General features: G+C 43.8%; 16 protein-coding genes. 8 read left to right on the forward strand and 8 right to left on the reverse strand.

Annotated features, from left to right (window positions below; all coding sequences use genetic code 11):
* Window positions 1-66 precede the first annotated feature (66 nt).
* Entirely contained in the window at window positions 67-1,137 is a 1,071-nt protein-coding gene (locus C9I98_RS08845) for an endonuclease/exonuclease/phosphatase family protein (RefSeq protein WP_245907120.1), read from the reverse strand.
* Between the two features lie 241 nt (window positions 1,138-1,378).
* Between C9I98_RS08845 and C9I98_RS08850 the strand changes: the two genes are divergently transcribed.
* Window positions 1,379-1,912: a hypothetical protein gene (locus C9I98_RS08850; protein ID WP_146153868.1), complete on the forward strand. Its 534-nt coding sequence runs from the start codon at window positions 1,379-1,381 to the stop codon at window positions 1,910-1,912.
* A 56-nt stretch (window positions 1,913-1,968) separates the two neighbouring features.
* Here C9I98_RS08850 and C9I98_RS08855 read toward each other — a convergent pair whose 3' ends face one another.
* The gene (locus C9I98_RS08855) at window positions 1,969-3,237 is read right to left on the reverse strand and encodes an O-acetylhomoserine aminocarboxypropyltransferase/cysteine synthase family protein (protein ID WP_036817309.1); all 1,269 of its coding nucleotides are present in this window, start codon (window positions 3,235-3,237) and stop codon (window positions 1,969-1,971) included.
* A gap of 258 nt (window positions 3,238-3,495) precedes the next feature.
* On the opposite strand from C9I98_RS08855, the gene C9I98_RS08860 reads away from it, so the two are divergent.
* Both C9I98_RS08860 and C9I98_RS08865 read left to right on the forward strand, forming a co-directional pair.
* Complete coding sequence (locus C9I98_RS08860) at window positions 3,496-4,740, forward strand: anaerobic sulfatase maturase (RefSeq protein WP_107271914.1); 1,245 nt, start codon at window positions 3,496-3,498, stop codon at window positions 4,738-4,740.
* 47 nt (window positions 4,741-4,787) lie between these two features.
* Window positions 4,788-6,278, forward strand: a complete 1,491-nt coding sequence (locus tag C9I98_RS08865) for a sulfatase family protein (RefSeq protein WP_036822277.1) — start codon at window positions 4,788-4,790, stop codon at window positions 6,276-6,278.
* A 90-nt stretch (window positions 6,279-6,368) separates the two neighbouring features.
* On the opposite strand, the gene C9I98_RS08870 is transcribed toward C9I98_RS08865, so the two are convergent.
* Window positions 6,369-7,301, reverse strand: a complete 933-nt coding sequence (locus C9I98_RS08870) for a LysR family transcriptional regulator (protein WP_107271872.1) — start codon at window positions 7,299-7,301, stop codon at window positions 6,369-6,371.
* Window positions 7,302-7,418: 117 nt separating this feature from the next.
* Here C9I98_RS08870 and C9I98_RS08875 point away from each other — a divergent pair, with 117 nt between their 5' ends.
* On the forward strand, window positions 7,419-7,709 hold the full coding sequence (locus C9I98_RS08875) for a putative quinol monooxygenase (protein WP_036823902.1): 291 nt from the start codon (window positions 7,419-7,421) through the stop codon (window positions 7,707-7,709).
* A 30-nt stretch (window positions 7,710-7,739) separates the two neighbouring features.
* Here C9I98_RS08875 and C9I98_RS08880 read toward each other — a convergent pair whose 3' ends face one another.
* Both C9I98_RS08880 and rodA read right to left on the reverse strand, forming a co-directional pair.
* Window positions 7,740-8,411 carry a Crp/Fnr family transcriptional regulator gene (locus tag C9I98_RS08880; RefSeq protein WP_036823903.1) on the reverse strand — a complete coding sequence of 224 codons (672 nt, stop codon included), beginning with the start codon at window positions 8,409-8,411 and terminating at the stop codon, window positions 7,740-7,742.
* 167 nt (window positions 8,412-8,578) lie between these two features.
* On the reverse strand, window positions 8,579-9,661 hold the full coding sequence (gene rodA / locus C9I98_RS08885) for a rod shape-determining protein RodA (RefSeq protein WP_036823904.1): 1,083 nt from the start codon (window positions 9,659-9,661) through the stop codon (window positions 8,579-8,581).
* A gap of 783 nt (window positions 9,662-10,444) precedes the next feature.
* On the opposite strand from rodA, the gene C9I98_RS08890 reads away from it, so the two are divergent.
* The 3 genes from C9I98_RS08890 (at window position 10,445) to C9I98_RS08900 (ending at window position 12,380) form a co-directional block, all read left to right on the forward strand.
* Window positions 10,445-10,864: an outer membrane lipoprotein gene (locus tag C9I98_RS08890; protein ID WP_081878966.1), complete on the forward strand. Its 420-nt coding sequence runs from the start codon at window positions 10,445-10,447 to the stop codon at window positions 10,862-10,864.
* A gap of 103 nt (window positions 10,865-10,967) precedes the next feature.
* A complete protein-coding gene (locus C9I98_RS08895) occupies window positions 10,968-11,630 on the forward strand; it encodes an alpha/beta hydrolase (protein WP_036823912.1) in 663 nt (220 codons plus the stop codon).
* A 168-nt stretch (window positions 11,631-11,798) separates the two neighbouring features.
* A complete protein-coding gene (locus C9I98_RS08900; RefSeq protein ID WP_146153869.1) occupies window positions 11,799-12,380 on the forward strand; it encodes a hypothetical protein in 582 nt (193 codons plus the stop codon).
* Between the two features lie 105 nt (window positions 12,381-12,485).
* Here C9I98_RS08900 and C9I98_RS08905 read toward each other — a convergent pair whose 3' ends face one another.
* Together C9I98_RS08905 and C9I98_RS08910 are read right to left on the reverse strand one after the other, a co-directional pair.
* The gene (locus C9I98_RS08905) at window positions 12,486-13,106 is read right to left on the reverse strand and encodes a 3'-5' exonuclease (protein ID WP_036823351.1); all 621 of its coding nucleotides are present in this window, start codon (window positions 13,104-13,106) and stop codon (window positions 12,486-12,488) included.
* Between the two features lie 37 nt (window positions 13,107-13,143).
* On the reverse strand, window positions 13,144-13,566 hold the full coding sequence (locus C9I98_RS08910) for a DUF3859 domain-containing protein (RefSeq protein ID WP_036823348.1): 423 nt from the start codon (window positions 13,564-13,566) through the stop codon (window positions 13,144-13,146).
* Window positions 13,567-13,816: 250 nt separating this feature from the next.
* Here C9I98_RS08910 and C9I98_RS08915 point away from each other — a divergent pair, with 250 nt between their 5' ends.
* Entirely contained in the window at window positions 13,817-14,044 is a 228-nt protein-coding gene (locus tag C9I98_RS08915; protein WP_036823345.1) for a hypothetical protein, read from the forward strand.
* Window positions 14,045-14,107: 63 nt separating this feature from the next.
* Here C9I98_RS08915 and C9I98_RS26505 read toward each other — a convergent pair whose 3' ends face one another.
* Entirely contained in the window at window positions 14,108-14,266 is a 159-nt protein-coding gene (locus C9I98_RS26505) for a hypothetical protein (protein ID WP_158262673.1), read from the reverse strand.
* Window positions 14,267-14,633 lie beyond the last annotated feature (367 nt).

The following is a 14,633-nucleotide window of genomic DNA, read 5'->3' on the forward strand; positions in this document are numbered from 1 at the left end:
TTTATCTGGGGAGTAGAGCAAATTACAGACTTTAACTTTTTAATAATGACTTGGTCAGTAGTGTTGTTAATGACGAATTCTTAAGCTAATCATCACGATAGCGTGATCCGTGCTGAAACTATCTACTTCATAGCTGGGATTAATTAAATGTTTATCATGAACGTGATAACCATGAACTTCAGCCAAGTTTTCAGGGTAATTAGGATCAAACTCACTCGATAACAGGATGTAGTCGAGTCTTGAACCACGGGCACCATAATAATAGGTGAAGGGAGCGGATATCGAGGGGGCGTCACATGCGTTTATTTCTTGACCTGCTGTAAATAGTGCCCAGCTGTCTTTGAGTTGATAACCCGCAAGAAATTGTTTGTTTTCGTCTTCAGATAATTGGCGAGTAGAGTGGGTGAGCAGGTGTGAAAGAACCCCGGTGTTAAGATCATCGTTAAAGTCACCCATTAATATTGCTGGGTAATTGTTTTCGAATTTACGGCAAAGTATGGCGTCTAGTAAATACGCTGCTTCTGAGCCTCGTTGGCAAGACGATGCCCAACTACCCAGAACCTCATGTCTTAGCGACTTTAGGGCGTTGAGTTTACGTTCGTCATTGTTGCTTGCCACAGTTGATTGTGGTTCGCATTCATCGTTGAGCATAGGGCGCTTAGATTTAAAGTGAACGACATAAAAGTCGCACATCCCTAACTCAGGAACCGCAATGGTTGCCCGAAGTGGCTGACGGCTGAAACCGAACGGCGTTTCACTCGCATCATTCAATTGAATGGCCAGATCTGTTGGGGCGACACCACTCACTTCATGAATGGGGTACTTAGATGCAATGGCGACAACCGGACTTTGATAAATGTAATCTTCAATTGGTTGAGGCTTATCAATGACAGCAAAATATGGGTAGTCGGCACGCTTGACCAGTGCTTGTAATGCTTTAGCACTAAACACTTCTTGAAAGCCTATAACATCAGGCTGGTATTGCTCAAGGTAGCTCACAATCCATTGTTGCTTTTTTTGCCATTGTTCATCGGTGTAGATATTTTCAAAATCATAAAATGCGCTAGGCGGTTCGATAAAATTACATAAGTTAAATGTCGCTATTTTTATGTCTCGAGCTTTTATATCAGCAGTCACGTATATCAGTACCTTGAAGTAAGCGGGTTTCTAAGGTCAACAGACCCTAGTATACCGAATTACTGATATACCGAAATGAAAGTATACCAATGATAGTAATGGATGCTTTATTGGGCTCAATTGTCACTTATTTGTACATAAAGTTGGGCAATCTTTTTCTGCTTAGGTAGAATGCACTGCAAATACTTATCTTGATATGCGTTTTTATGCTTATGATGTGTGCAGGGAAGATACCAAACTAGTGACGCTGACCAAATCAACGACGAAGAGGCTAACAAAGACAGATTTCTATTTATCTGCAAATAAGAAGCTGAGCCACTATAGGAAGAAAACGGGTAAAAATGCCCCTTTTAAGTTAGACCTATTTATGAAAAATCATGCGTCTAAAACCTATGTCGCAGATACCGAGCTCGTCAAGACTGGTACGGTTGAAGGCATGTGTTTTCATAAAGGGTTTTTAATTAGGTATGACGGTATCTATTTTTACCTAATAAAGCTGAGAAACAAAATTAAGTACGGACTACTGGACAAAGTTAAGATGGAAGCTGAGCGAGAAATAACAAGGTTAACCAGAAGCCAGCATCAAACGGCAGGCAAGCTGATCTCGATTAAGGGGCGGGTTGTGACCACTGAGTATAAAGGCTTTAGGGTCGTTGGCGATATCGACAAGCCCGATAGCTTTTATACAAAGGTGGGGTCTAAAGTCGTGATTGGAACGATGGATGAAATTCGTTATGCCATTAATATCGCTAGTCAAAAAACGCATCAGGACTAGATGATAACCCGCGCTGACTTAGCCGCCAGCACGGGTCATTGTTTTACTTGAATATATTACGCGTTTAGCGCCTGTTCCAGATCAGCAAGAATATCGTCAATATGCTCAATACCTACCGATAGTCGAATCATTTCAGGGCTTACACCCGCTTGTTTTTGCTCTTGTTCGCTTAATTGGCGATGTGTTGTAGAGGCTGGGTGGCACGCCAATGATTTCGCATCGCCAATGTTGACCAAGCGCTTGAATATCTGAAGGCTGTCATAGAAACGTACACCTGCGTCATAACCATCTTTTAGGCCAAACGATAGAATCGCCGATGGCTTGCCTGCCATGTATTTTTCTGCCAGTGGGTAATACGGTGAATCTGACAAACCCGCATAGCTAACCCAGCTGACTTTGTTGTGTGATTTCAGATACTCGGCTACCTTAAGAGCGTTCTCAGTATGCCTTTCCATTCTAAGAGGAAGCGTCTCTAGCCCTTGTAATAACATGAAAGCATTCATAGGGGATAAAGCTGAACCGGTATTACGTAATGGCACTGTGCGTGCTCGGCCAATAAAGGCGGCTTCACCGAAGGCTTCAGTATAAACTACGCCATGGTATGACGGCTCTGGTTGGTTAAATACTGGGAAACGATCTTTATATTGTGCCCATGGGAATTTACCTGAGTCGATAATCATCCCGCCCAGTGAGGTACCATGGCCACCCACGTATTTGGTTAGCGAGTGGACAACAATGTCTGCGCCGTGCTCGATTGGCTTACAAAGCGCTGGTGTTGCGACTGTATTGTCGACAATGACAGGGACACCTTGCGCATGAGCGAGCTCAGCAATACGGGCAAGGTCGACAATATTGCCGGCGGGGTTACCAATTGATTCGCAATAAATGGCCTTGGTTTTTTCATCGATTAAAGCGGCAAGCGATTCAGGCTTATCATCGTCGGCAAAACGCACTTCGATACCTTGTTTTGGCAACATGTGGGCAAATAGGGTGTAGGTTCCGCCATATAACTGAGGTGTCGAAATGATGTTGTCACCGGCTTCTGCAAGTGCCAAAACTGCATAATTGATTGCCGCACTACCAGCACTCACGGCCAGACCCGCAATCCCACCCTCCAACGCAGCCATGCGCTTTTCAAGCACATCATTGGTTGGGTTCATAATGCGGGTGTAAATATTACCCGGCACTTCTAAATTGAATAGATCGGCACCGTGCTGCGCGTCATCAAATTCATAGGCGACGGTTTGATAGATTGGGGTGGCGACTGATTTCGTTGTTGGATCAGTCTCATAACCAAAATGTATCGAGAGGGTTTCGTCTTTCATTTGCCATCCTTGAGTGCATAAAAATGTCAGTATTCCATACCAGTATTGCAAACCTATTAGCCGAAATCTGAGACATCTTTAGCTAAATCAGTAAAAGATCATCACTAACTAGGGACAAACATAATGATTTGTTCGCTTGGTATTTAGGCTATCAATGACGCTTGGCAACATATTTCTGATTTAGGACAAAAGACCTATTTTAACTACGTCGTGTTTTTCATAATCGCCGGTGCCACCCAAACAGCAAAGTTAACGGTTATGACAACGCAAACGATTACACCTTCTGGTTGCCATGTGATGGCGAAACCAACCGGGTCAAAATGCAATATTGACTGTACTTACTGCTTTTACCTCGAGAAGGAAAAGCTATACCCCGATCGTTCTAGCGATTGGATGATGGATGACACGACACTTGATCTTTATATCCAGCAACAAATCGAAGCACAATCTGGTGATGAAGTCATTTTTGCTTGGCAGGGCGGTGAGCCAACTTTACGCGGTTTAGCTTTTTATCAAAGCGCCGTAGAACTGCAAAATCGATATAAGGGAACGAAGAAAGTCATTAATACCTTTCAGACGAACGGTTTATTAATAGATGAGAAATGGTGCACTTTCTTCAAGGCAAACCAATTCCTTATTGGTATCTCTATTGACGGGCCAGCAGAGTTGCACGATGCCTACCGGGTTACTCGTTCAGGTAAGCCTACCCACCATAAAGTGATTGCCGCCATCAATTTACTGAAACAGTATCAGGTTGAGTTCAATACCCTGACAGTGGTTAGCAATATCAATGTCAAAGAGCCGCTAAGGGTATATCAATATCTTAAACAGCTTGGCAGCCGACATATGCAGTTTATCCCGCTGGTGGAACGTAAAGCGGAGCAGGAGACAGCAGATGGCCTGACACTACTCAATCCTGAAAGGAAAGAAGCGGTCAGCCTGTGCCAGTGGTCGGTGGATGCCAAAGCGTTTGGGGCGTTTCTTACTTCGATCTTCCATGAATGGGTGAGAAAAGACATTGGCCAGGTTTGGGTGCAGATGTTCGAAAATACCTTTGCGTTAACCTGCGACCAGCCCGCGCAGATTTGTGTGTTTGCCCCAACCTGCGGAAGCGCCTTTGCCCTTGAAGCTAATGGGGATGTGTATAGCTGTGACCACTATGTTTATCCGGAGCATAAACTTGGCAACCTTCATCAAACCACGTTAAAAGCCATTAATCATAGTAAAGAAAATCTGCATTTTGGTCAGGCGAAGCAATCTACTTTGTCTATAGATTGCCAGCAATGTGAGTATCGTTCGCTATGCAATGGCGGGTGCCCCAAACAACGCTTTTCTCTCTCATCGGCAGGAAAGCCCGAGCACAATTACTTGTGTGCCGGCTATAAAGCTTTCTTCTCTTATTCAGCCCCTTATTTTCAACTGATGAAAAAGCTGCACCTTCATGGTTATCCACCCGCAGCCATCATGGACATTATCCGCAAAAAAGAATCACAACAGCAGTAGTAGAAACAAGGGGGAACTTCCCCCTTATCCACATGGAGTAAACCACAATGTTTAAAATGAGTGCCGTTGCTAAAGGCTGTGCGTTGGCCGCTTTAGCGTGCTCGCCAGTTACTTATGCAACAGAAAAAACAGAGACGGCTCAGCCAAATATCATTGTTATTATGGCTGATGATTTGGGGCAATGGGCAACCAGCTTTCGCAATAAAGACATCATTGAAACGCCTAACCTTGATTACTTGGCAGAAAATGGTGTGCGTTTTGAAAACGGCATGACACCAGCCCCAGTGAGCTCGGCGGCTCGTGCTTCATTCCATACTGGTAAAATGCCTTCGCAGCATGGGGTGTATGATTTTCTAGCTGAAGACCCGAAATTTGATGCAAACTGGCTAGATGGTGAGAAATTACTGTCTGAGCGCATGAAAGATGAAGGCTACCGTACCGCGCTGATTGGTAAGTGGCACGCGACGACAGACAGTAAAGACCCAATCCGAGGCTTTGACCGCTGGTTAAGCTACGATGCTTTAGCTGCTGGCTGGAAGAACCAGTACCTTCACTCGGGAACCGTGCTGTTTTCTGATGATGGCGAAAATCTAGAGTACACCGGTATTCAAGCCCAGTTCCTGACGGATGAGACATTGAAGTTTGTTGATCAGGACAGCGAGCAGCCATTTTTCGTTAGTTTGAACTATGTTGAGCCGCATTTCCCGTTCGAAGGCTTACCTGAACGTTTGGTTACGAAGTATCGCGATGTTGCCCATAAGGTGGTGGCATTCGGTGGTAACTCTGTACTGGAGAATATGAATGATTACACGCTAGTGCCTGATAACCATGAAGAAACATTGGCACAGTACCTAGCAGCAGTCACCTTGTTAGACGACCAACTGGGCAAGCTTATTGACGGCCTTGAAGGGCGGGGGATCCTTGACAACACTGTGATTGCATTTGTCTCGGATCACGGTTTGCTAATGGGGCAATATGGCTTGTATGGTAAGGTCAATGCCTCATTCCCGTATAACTACTATGAAGAAACAGTGCGTATTCCATTTGTCGTATCTGGTCCTGAACATCTTGTGCGTCCTAAGCAGGTACGCGGTGAGTTTGTTGATTTAATTGATTTGCATGCCACTATTTTGGATATGGCAGCCGGCGATAAAGGCTACGACACGAGCTACGGGCCGGGTAAAACGCTCACGCCAATGTTAAAAGGCGAACGTGTGCGTGATTGGCGTGAGTATCAGTTCGCTGAGCGTGGTAACTCACGCATGATCACCAACGGCCATTGGAAGCTGATTCGTTACTACCCGAAAGACGAGAGTGGTAAGCAACCAGAAGACCATTGGTATGATTTAAGCAACCCAATGGGAGAGAAATTCCTGTCTGAGCCACCTCGAGAAGAGCTGCGAGTTCGTATGATTAATGACATGGATACGTTCTTTGAGCAGTATTCAACAGATGAGTACAACGGATTAAAGATGTGGGAGCAAGCATACCCTAACTTTACAACCGAGAATATTATCGAGCATGAACGCTGGAACTAATGGCTTAATAGGGTACTAACGCATTACAGAATGCATGTTAAAGGTCTACTTCGGTAGGCCTTTATTTGTTTTGGGTAGAGAAAAGAGCGGTTAATTTCTAGGGCTATCTATTATTCCTTCTTCCCTTAACTGGTTGAGTAGATCAGCTGTTTTTTCCTTGAGTAAATCTCTAAGTAGTCGAGACGCTGGCGTAATCGATTGGCGGCTTGGGAAAATTAACCACAGTTCGGTTGGCGTAGGCTTAAACTCTGTCATTACGCTGACTACATTGCCAGAGAGCAAGTCATTAGCCATATCTAGGCATGATTTAACTGCCAAGCCCTGGCCGGAGGCACACCAACGACGCACTAAATCACCATCGTTTGATGCTCGGTTACTGCGCACCCTCATTTTGTATTCTTTATTCTCCCCATCAAAGTGCCAAACATCATGAATCACATCATGTAATTGGTATAACAATGCATTATGAGTCACTAGTTCAGATGGGTGTTTAGGTTCGCCGTTTGCTGCTATGTAACTTGGTGAAGCGCAAAGTACTCGAGGGACATCGCATAGTTTAAAACCATACAAATTGCTGTCTTTTGGTGAGCCATATCTAAGGGCGATATCGACAGAGTCACGATAGAAGTCGACATTGCTATCAGTAATGTTCGCTCTAAGGCTGACGTTAGGATAAGTGGTCAAAAACTCATCAAGCCATGGCGTCACAACATTCCGCCCAAGATCAGACGAGAGGGCGATGCGTATGGTGCCATCAACGATATCAAGATCGGACTTTAGGTTTTGTTCTGCTTGTTCTAGCAGTTGCAACGCTTGCTGACATTGCGGGATGTATTTTTCGCCCGCTGGGGATAACCGTAACTGACGCGTTGTTCTGGTGAATAGCTCAACCCCGAGCATGTTCTCAACTCGCTTGACAGCAGCGCTAGCTGTAGCTGTGCGCATATCCAACTCAATAGCTGCAGCGGTGATGCTTTGGCATTCAGCGACTTTAAGAATGATACGGAGATCTTGAATATGCATAGGCTTATTATCTAATAATTTTTGATAATGATTCAAATATTATGCTGTTTATGGCTGGGTAATCAAGGTCTACTATTAGTATCAGTTTCCAACAACACTATTCCCTAGAGGCACAAAATGGCAAAGCTAACCATCGTGGCAAACATCATCGCGAAAGAAGATAAAATTGAATTGGTAAAAGCGGAACTACTGAAGCTCATAGAGATTACGCGTGCTGAAGAAGGCTGCATTAACTACGATTTACATCAAGATAATGAAAACCCGGCGCATTTCCTATTTTTTGAAAATTGGACATCTCGTGAACTTTGGCAAAAGCACATGGGCAATACTCACCTAGCTGATTACTTGGCAGCAACGGAAGGTTGTGTTGAGCAATTCACAGTCAATGAAATGAGCCAGATTGGTTAATCGATTAAACTCGAGCATTACACTAGTAGCTTACTTTTCAATCTCAGCTTCAAACTCCGCTTGTAATACCTGCCGGTCAACTATCTCGATTGAACGGCGGTGAACAACGATAGCTCCCGCATCTTGAAGTTGCTTCAAGATGCGGTTATATACTCGTAATGTCGTTCCGAGCCTTTCACACTCAAGGCTTTTATTGATGACATAGGTATCATCGGGTTGCTCGTGATTAAACGTGAGCAAATCATCAATGATGCAGTATTTAATGCTATGCAGGATATTGCGTGTCATACGCTCAACAGACAAGTACCACTTAGTACTTATGTGCTTAAAAATAAACTCAGCGAGTTTTGGTGTTTGGTAAATGAGCTGGCAAAAGCGCTTGCCATCGACGGCATAGACTTCACAATCAACTTCCGCTTTTACGCTGTAAAAACAATCCCTTTCAGAGAACAACTCCATTAATCCTAGAAAACCATTGTGCTTGAAGGTACCTAACTGGTATCGGCGTCCATGAACTGTTTGGCGGTTCAGCGAGATAGTACCGTCAAGGATAAAATAAATGGCTGTTACAGTTTGTCCCTGAGTGAAAATGGTTTGACCTTTATTAAAGTGCACCTGTTTCAAGGACAGATCTTTTTGCTGCTGCTTGAGGTAATCAAGGATATTTTCAGAATGGTAGATGTCGTTTGAAGTAACGTGCATAACGGGAAGTGCAAAAGATAAAGTCAGAGGTTGGAATTGCCGATGAATACTAGCATTGATGACGTTGAAAGCCAGCTTTAAGTATCTGTTGAGATCACAGAATGCTCAACTCAAAAGAGGTGAATACCAATATAGGTGCAGCCGTGACTGCACCTATGGCAGTCAGTTTATTTAGGTTTGTAGGGCTTATAGAGGCATAGCGACATGATAATGCCGAAGCAGACACCTTGGGTGATCATGGCTGTCCCCCCGTAACTAAAGAAGGGTAATGGGCTCCCCATAACAGGAAGCACGCCGCTCACCATGCCCATATTGATGAAAGCATATAAGAAGAAGCTCAGTGCCAACGCACCACTCACCAGGCGATTAAATGGCGACTCACATTGGCTGGCTAACCATATTACCCGGGCAGTAATAAACAAATACAAGCCAAGTAGAAGCGCACTACCAAGAAACCCCCATTCTTCAGCATAAGTCGAGAAGATAAAGTCAGTATGGCTTTCAGGAATAAAACCTAAATGTCCTTGGGTTGCGTTAGTCCAGCCTTTTCCTTTGATACCACCGGAACCGATAGCAATCAGTGACTGAATGATTTGATAACCGGCACCCAAAGGATCAGATTCTGGATCCAGAAATTGGCTCACACGTTTTTTCTGATATGCCTCCATCACAAAGAACCACAGCAATGGAGCCGCAGTGGCGATGACTGCAAGAAAAGAACCAATGATTTTCCAGCTCATGCCAGCAAAGTAGAGAACGAACAAGGCGTAGATAATGGTAAAAATGGCACCGTCGAGGTCTGGCTGAATAAAGATCAGGCCTGCAGGTAATCCGGTGACGAGTAAGCATGTCGCTATTTTTTTTAGGTCAGGTCGGCCAGCTTCCACAACGAGGAGCCAGGCAACCATCATTGGGATAGCCACTTTCACTAACTCAGAAGGCTGAAAACGGATTGGACCAATGGCGAGCCAGCGTTGCGAGCCATTGGTACTGTCGCCCATCACAATAACCCCGAGTAGCAGGATAATTGCTAGGCCGTATAGGTATGGGGCGACATGTTGGTATTTTCTGGGTGGTATCGATGACATGACAATAATCGCACCAATAGCGATGAGGGCACGTACAATATGGCGCTCCATCATGGGCTCACTGAACCCACTGGCACTCCAAACGGTTAATGAACCCAATAAGATCAAAGCAATGATCGCGAAAAGCAACGGAAGGTCGAGTCGTGGTCGGTATTGCAGCATAGTTTTTCATCAAATAGCATCACGTTGACAGCGCCCTAGGCACTGCATATTTATCAACAAGTTATGTTGGGCGGCTTAAAAGCGTTTATGCCAATGAGTGATGTATGCTGATTTGTTTATAAAGCAGGTTAGAATCTTTCCATCCGCCAAGCCGATGCGGGTTGTTACTGTTATTGGTGTACAGGGCAGGAGGAAGTGGCGCAGGAGTGAGGGCAGCTATACGCCAATTATCGGCTATGTGGAAGGTTTCAACCAATAGGTACCTGTTATCAGTACTCTCTGATGACTCGATAACTCTTGTGCTGGGTACTCTAGGGGTAGTAAGGAATATTCCATCAAGCTTGTCTGAATCGAATTGGCTTGATGTAACAAGCCGATAAGGTGCACCTGAGTGGCAACTCGAGTTGTCGCTGTGACGACGCTGCTCTGTGAATTCTGTCTCTAAATGAAAGTGATAAGAGACATGGTCATAGCCGGTGACAAAAAAGTGATATAGAGAGCTAGTGAGCAAAACAAGGCATAAGCCAAGCAACATAGCAAAATGTTGTTGGTATCTATGATGTTTTCTAGCGGATAGCGACACAGTGATGGCAACGTTCTTAAGAGTAAAAGCTGGCATAAAATAGCTGTTTGACAAAAAAATGCAATTAAAATTACAACAGTGCAGTTAAGAGTTAGAAAAACGGCCTATTGCTATACTTAGGGCAGTTAAAGGTAACTCCATAGGCAGGTGTTGATGTGAAAGGGTTCTATTTGATTGTTATTCTACTTAGTGCGCTAGGTATGTACGGTTGTTCTAGCAACCCCTATGGTGATTCCTATGGTGTTGCCGATACCAGGACTATTCAGCAGGTACGTTATGGGGTTATCACCAAAACAGAACCCGTCACCATTGAAGGTGAGGGCCAGGCCGTTGGGGCACTTGCAGGTGCTGCTGTGGGAGGAATCTTAGGTTCGAAAGTGGGTGGCGGTTCGGGGTCTGATATAGCAGCAATTGGTGGTGGTGTTTTAGGTGGTTATGCCGGTAGCAAGGCTGCTGAAGGGGTTACGCGAAGAAACGGGGTTAACTTAACCATTAAAATGGATGATACCGGTGAAACTATCGCAATTGTCCAAGAAGTGAATCCAAATGTTATCTTCCAAGTCGGTCAACGTGTCAGGGTGAATGTTGATGGTAAAACGGCAAGGGTGGTACCAGAGTAGCGCTAACACAAGTTGACTGTGGATGTACCGCTCTATAATTGACACTCAGTGTGTTATGTTAGAGCGGTTTTATTTTACTTGTTAACAGGGAACGTAATCTTCAATGACGTATCTATCTGCTGTAATCGTTGAACCAGAAGTAAAGGCAACAGCCGCTGTAATTTGGTTGCATGGCCTTGGATCAAATGGTCACGACTTTGAGGCAATCCTACCTGAATTGCAGCTACCTGCTGATTCGCCTGTCCGTTTTATTTTTCCTCACTCGCCGTCAATACCCGTAACCATTAACGGTGGGATGGTCATGCCAGCTTGGTACGATATTCTCGAAATGGGCGCGGGCAGAAAGTTAAACATTGACCAGTTGGTTGCTTCGGCTGAACAAGTTACTCAGCTGGTAGATAGAGAAATCGATAGCGGGATCGCAAGTGAAAGAGTGATTCTAGCGGGCTTTTCTCAAGGTGGCGCGGTAGCTTACCATGCAGCGCTAACATACCCACAAACGCTGGGTGGTTTGCTTGTTTTATCGACATATTTCCCAACTGCAGACGATATTGTGGTTGCCGAAGCGAACAAAAATCTCTGTGTTGATGTTATGCATGGGTCTTATGACCCTGTGGTATTACCCGCTATGGGTAAAGCAGCAGTCGATTCTTTGCAACAGCTTGGCTTCCAACCGACTTGGCGAGAATATCCAATGGAGCATCAGGTTTGCTACGAGCAAATTAAAGATATAGCTAATTGGTTCAAGCAACAGTTAAATATCTAAAAGACTTTTATAATCCTGCTGTGAAATTATAAACCCTTGGTATTAATATGCTGAGGGTTTTTTATATCTATTATCCAAGCCGTTATTTACGATTAGGCGCACTGAAAAGAGGATAAGCTAAGTCTAGTATCACGCCTTTGATTTATATGTTCATTTGGCACAAGTTTAATGGTTGAGATTTTAACATTTGGTTTAGGATACGAATTAGTAAATCATAGTTTGCAAATGGTTACCGCTACAGACTCAGGCAACACTGACGGTTATACCTACCAAGAACAATGCTGTAAGGGCGATATCTTCTTGTCTATTGGTACTTTTATCAATCATCAGCATAAAGCCGGCCTTAAGTATACTAGAGGCAATGCTGATCTAATGGTTGATAATATCAATGATAGCTATGATTACTCTTCGGATAGGTGGGCACTATTTGCTGAAATGAACCAAGTGTTTAAACTCGATTTATACCCGTTAAATAGCCCTAATATTTATACCATTGTTGGCGGTGAGCTTGGCTTTTCTAATATAAAGTTCGATGGTGGTACGGGTTATGAAAATATCGAAGGAACTGTTTTTGATGTCGCCCTTAAATTAGGGGTGGGGTATATTTTAAATGATAATTACCAAGCAGAGTCTTATCTTCAATTTCGAGTACCTACCGATAACCTTGAATATGACAGTTACTGGGGGGACTACATGAAGACTCAGACCAGTATTTCGCTTGGGTTTCAGCTAAGTTTTAATGGTAGCTAAGCGTTTTTAGGGCTCGGCATTAGCATGCCGAGCATGATCAAGCTTAAGTGTGCAGTGATCGAATAGCGTAGGCGCCAAAACTAATTTGTTGGCGCGCCAGTTCCTTTATATAGCTAGCTTCTTTAAATAGCTTGGAACTGATGCTTTAGCCGTTTTAGCCAGCTTTTGCATGTGCGAGAAAGACAGCGCATTGATTTGATAGTTAGACTGAATGGTCGAGAGTATTTCCAACCACAGTTTAGCAGTCATTTCTGAATCGGCTAAAGCACGGTGAAATACGCCATCATTGTCGATGTTTAGGTAATCAACGAGCGTACCAAGCTTATGGTTCGGTGCATCTTGGAATAGCCGACGGGCAATTAGCATCGAACAAGTAAACTTACCTTGGTAATCACGGTTGATCTGCGCCAGTTCTGCATCTAAAAAGCGTTGGTCAAATGAAGCGTTATGGGCAACCAGATTATACCCCTGAATGAAGTCAGCAAATTCATCCATGACTTCATCGCAAGGCGCAGCAGTACGAAGCATGTTATTGGTGATACCAGTATAACCTTCAATGAAGCTGCTTACTCGAAAGCCAGGGTTCATCAGTTTTTGGAAGTGATCGACAACCACGCCATTATCCATCTTTACGGCACCGATCTCGATGGCGCGATCTCCCATGTTAGGCGATAAGCCTGTGGTCTCGAAATCGAGGACAATAACTGATTCAGCGTTTGTTTGCATATTTTAAGGTTACCTTGTACTGCTTTGTTTACTGTGACTAATAGCCACGACGTTTCCAAAATTCACCTTCGTCTTTTGCATAAAGATTGAAGGTTTTTTCTGCAACGATTTTTCCACCCAATTCTATAGTCATTCGCCATGGGCCGATTTTATTGTCGATAGGTTCCCAAATGGTGTCACCCAGGTAGAAATCCCAATCATTTGTTCTTACATGAAGCTCGCCATCAAATGGCTCAAGTTCATCACCGTCTTCATCAGTGATGCCTGGGTGATAGATACAGTATCGGATCTTCTCACCACGGGCTTTCTTAATGTTCACTGTGAAGCCGAACTCAATATCGATTTCCGCCGGTACATCCGTGGTGAAAGTTTTGATTTTAGGTAAGTGCTTAGACTCAGCATCCCATGTGGTGTGGATCCCATAGGTTTCAATGCTGACAACAGGTTTAGATTTGGCCATGTGCAGTGTTAACAAAGAAATAGTAGGGCGATTATAACTGATTTAGCCACCCAGAGCATGACTTCAAACATATTACTAGAGTAATCACTTTTTGTGCCAGCTAATACAAAACGATCTAAGTAGGCGTTCAAAATGTCTTTTTATCGAGTGGTGTTCTGTTAAAATTCGATGTATACAGTTTGCTGTTCTGTATATTGAATTTACGGCAATGAGTGCTGATGGCTCTAAACAGTAATATAGAAGGAAAATCATGAGTTTTAGCGACAACTTTAATCAATTGCACTTCGACATGATTATTCGCTCGGACAAGCTTGGCCTGCAATGGGGAAGTAACAATGTGGGATACCACGGGATGGGATTAGCTGAAATTAAAGCTGATATTCAGACGTGGTATCCAACTCGACGTTCTGGCACGTATAGAAGCCGGATGAAGAGTTTGCTAGACGCCAAAGACTTAGTATTGGTCTGTAATCGTTGAGATCAGTTCGTTGATACGGCATGCACCCGACACACCATGGTTATCGGGTGCAGTAGAATTTAGCTAGTCACCATCGTCATCACTCGATGACCCTTTCGCAAAGTTCGTATCGAGATCGTCATCAACATTGAGATCGATTTCTTCATCATCCATCTGCTTGTCAACGATGTTATCGTGTTCTTCTTGTGGTGGGTTAAAGATGTTCTTGAGCCAATCAAACATAGGCTTGCCTTAGTGGTATCCCACAGTTATCCATCATGAGTGTACATGCTAATTGTAGTTTATTGAGACATTTGTCACTGATTAAATCTCATACCCAAAAGTAGGGAGGTGTGCAGTGTTGTCATTTTGTTAATTTTACAACCTTTATTGATGCACTAATTTGCTTAGTTATCGGCTAGACAGAAAAGTCTTGAAGAAAAACCCGAGTTAAGGTTATTATTCAGCTGCTATATTGAACAATCCCTCCTGCGACACTTTTCCTTACATTTCGTACTTACACCACCATAACAAATATTTCAGTTGTTTGTGTTTCGACATATTCGCTAAATCTTTACTGATATTAAATACATAAATAGTGTTCTGATTA

Origin of the sequence: Photobacterium sanctipauli (assembly GCF_003026495.1) — a bacterium.
Classification (GTDB): Bacteria; Pseudomonadota; Gammaproteobacteria; order Enterobacterales; family Vibrionaceae; genus Photobacterium; species Photobacterium sanctipauli.

Excerpts from the sequence above, each read along its gene's own strand:
- C9I98_RS08855 (WP_036817309.1), bottom strand. The coding sequence starts at position 3,237 with ATGAAAGACGAAACCCTCTCGATACATTTTGGTTATGAGACTGATCCA.
- C9I98_RS08860 (WP_107271914.1), top strand. The coding sequence starts at position 3,496 with ATGACAACGCAAACGATTACACCTTCTGGTTGCCATGTGATGGCGAAA.
- C9I98_RS08865 (WP_036822277.1), top strand. The coding sequence starts at position 4,788 with ATGTTTAAAATGAGTGCCGTTGCTAAAGGCTGTGCGTTGGCCGCTTTA.
- C9I98_RS08870 (WP_107271872.1), bottom strand. The coding sequence starts at position 7,301 with ATGCATATTCAAGATCTCCGTATCATTCTTAAAGTCGCTGAATGCCAA.
- C9I98_RS08875 (WP_036823902.1), top strand. The coding sequence starts at position 7,419 with ATGGCAAAGCTAACCATCGTGGCAAACATCATCGCGAAAGAAGATAAA.
- C9I98_RS08880 (WP_036823903.1), bottom strand. The coding sequence starts at position 8,411 with ATGCACGTTACTTCAAACGACATCTACCATTCTGAAAATATCCTTGAT.
- rodA (WP_036823904.1), bottom strand. The coding sequence starts at position 9,661 with ATGCTGCAATACCGACCACGACTCGACCTTCCGTTGCTTTTCGCGATC.
- C9I98_RS08890 (WP_081878966.1), top strand. The coding sequence starts at position 10,445 with ATGTACGGTTGTTCTAGCAACCCCTATGGTGATTCCTATGGTGTTGCC.
- C9I98_RS08895 (WP_036823912.1), top strand. The coding sequence starts at position 10,968 with ATGACGTATCTATCTGCTGTAATCGTTGAACCAGAAGTAAAGGCAACA.
- C9I98_RS08900 (WP_146153869.1), top strand. The coding sequence starts at position 11,799 with ATGGTTGAGATTTTAACATTTGGTTTAGGATACGAATTAGTAAATCAT.
- C9I98_RS08905 (WP_036823351.1), bottom strand. The coding sequence starts at position 13,106 with ATGCAAACAAACGCTGAATCAGTTATTGTCCTCGATTTCGAGACCACA.
- C9I98_RS08910 (WP_036823348.1), bottom strand. The coding sequence starts at position 13,566 with ATGGCCAAATCTAAACCTGTTGTCAGCATTGAAACCTATGGGATCCAC.
- C9I98_RS08915 (WP_036823345.1), top strand. The coding sequence starts at position 13,817 with ATGAGTTTTAGCGACAACTTTAATCAATTGCACTTCGACATGATTATT.
- C9I98_RS26505 (WP_158262673.1), bottom strand. The coding sequence starts at position 14,266 with ATGTTTGATTGGCTCAAGAACATCTTTAACCCACCACAAGAAGAACAC.